The organism is Acidovorax sp. KPB24-03 (assembly GCF_057546605.1).
This window is the reverse complement of sequence record NZ_BAAJYR010000551.1, coordinates 1-1,877: the sequence shown is the minus strand read 5'-3', so window position 1 is coordinate 1,877 and position 1,877 is coordinate 1. Positions and strand designations below refer to the sequence as shown.

Genomic DNA, 1,877 nt, shown 5'->3' with positions numbered 1-1,877 from the left:
GGCGCGCGCGAGGCGCTGTGCGCGCGGTGGGTGGGCGAATCGCCGCCCGGCAAGGACGGCGGCGGTGCGGCGGGAGACTCGGTGCGGGACGGCAAGGCGGACATTCGGGTTCCAGGCGAAGGGGCCAAAGAGAAGGGTCGGCGGGGGATGGCCCTATTGAACGACGGCTGAGCCGACCGCACTGGCCCACGACCCCGGCAAATGCGCAGGACAAGACGCCGAACCGGCGTCGGCGCCGCAGGGCATGCCGGCGCGCTTCGGGTCGCGCCTAGCGCCCGGGGGCCGCGCCCCTCAGGAAGAAGTCCACGGCCCGAACCACCCGCGCGTGGATGTCGGCGACGGAGACGGCCGGTGGGTCCTGCTGGTACAGGCGCGGCCCGGTTTCCGCGGTGAGCAACGCCATGAACTGCATCGCCATGACCTGGGGATCGCCCTCGCACACCTCGCCGTGCGCCATGGCGGCGCCCATGAAGCGGGTGAGCGCGTCGATGCACTGGCGCGGGCCGGCGCCGTCGAACAGCTCGCCGATGTTGGAGCGGCCCGCGTCCGCCAGCACCATGCGGTACACCGAGAGCGCGCGGCGGTCGTTCAGCATCACCTGCAGCGCCTCGTCCCCGAACCGGGTCAGCGTGGGCCGCATCGGCGGGCGTGTTTCCAGCGCCGCCAGCAGGTGGGAGGTGGCGTCGGCCAGGTGAGAGGTCGCCAGCGACTGCACCACGGCGACGAACAGCGGCTCCTTGGACGGGAAATAGCCGTAGAGGGTGGCCTTGGAGCCCCCGAGCCGCTTGGCCAGCTCGTTCATCGACGCCGCCTCGTACCCCACCTCCTCGAACAATTTGGCCGCCGCTTCCACGATGGCATCCCGCCGCGCCTGGGTCCTGACCCGCATTCGCATCTCCAAAAGTGAACTAACTTGTACTCTTTACTTGACAGGGCTCCCTCGGGCAAATCATACTATACCGTACATTAATGTTCAGTTATAGCCCCATCCCCTGGCCCCTCGGCCCGGGGCTGGACCCCCTTCGTCCCTTTCTTTTGGAGAAGCTCCATGCATGCCACCCCTTTTCTGCGCCCCGCGGTGCTCCTGCCCCTGCTGTGCCTTGCCGCCCTGGCCGGCTGCGCCAGCACCCAGCCCATCGCCTACACCGGGCTGCAGTCCGCGCCCCAGCTGCGGCCCAACCTGGACGACGACACCGGCCGCATTCCCTACCGCGTGGCATCGCACCGGGACTGGAGCCAGTACACCAAGGTGATCCTCGACCCCATCGTGATCTACTCCGGGCCCGACCACCAGTTCGAGGACGTGCCCGAGGCCCAGCGGCGCCAGCTGGCTGGCGACATGCGCCGGCAGTTCACGGCGCGGCTGGCCACGCGCTTTCAGATCGTGGCCCAGCCCGCCCCCGCCACGCTGCGCCTGCGCGTGACGCTCACCGGCGCCAGGCTCACCACGCGGGGCCTGAGCACCTTCACGCGCTTCGACATCGGCGGCGGACCCTACAACCTGGTGCAGGGCATTCGCGGCAAGGAAGGCACCTTCACCGGCTCGGTCAGCTACGCCGTGGAGATCTTCGATGCGGTGTCGAACCAGCTGCTCGACGCCTTCGTCACCAAGCAATACCCGAACGCGCTGAACATCGGCGCGACCTTCGGCACCCTGGATGCGGCGCAGGCCGGCATCGAAAAGGGCGCGCAGGAACTCACCGCCCAGTTCCAGTGAACGCCGCCATGATCCCCACCCACCCCGCCCCCCTGCCCGCCGCGGCCCCGAGGATTGCCATGCCCCTGATTGCCTTCGTTCGCGCCGCGTGCGTGTCTTCGCTGCTCGCCACCGCCGCCCTGCCCGGCCATGCGGAACTGTTCACCTCCATGGCCTCCAG

General features: G+C 69.4%; 2 protein-coding genes. One reads left to right on the top strand and one right to left on the bottom strand.

The window, feature by feature from the left end; all coding sequences use genetic code 11:
- Window positions 1–268 precede the first annotated feature (268 nt).
- Window positions 269–889 carry a TetR/AcrR family transcriptional regulator gene (locus tag AC27KI_RS23830; protein ID WP_284403023.1) on the bottom strand — a complete coding sequence of 207 codons (621 nt, stop codon included), beginning with the start codon at window positions 887–889 and terminating at the stop codon, window positions 269–271.
- A gap of 159 nt (window positions 890–1,048) precedes the next feature.
- On the opposite strand from AC27KI_RS23830, the gene AC27KI_RS23825 reads away from it, so the two are divergent.
- The gene (locus AC27KI_RS23825; protein ID WP_487090960.1) at window positions 1,049–1,717 is read left to right on the top strand and encodes a DUF3313 domain-containing protein; all 669 of its coding nucleotides are present in this window, start codon (window positions 1,049–1,051) and stop codon (window positions 1,715–1,717) included.
- Window positions 1,718–1,877 lie beyond the last annotated feature (160 nt).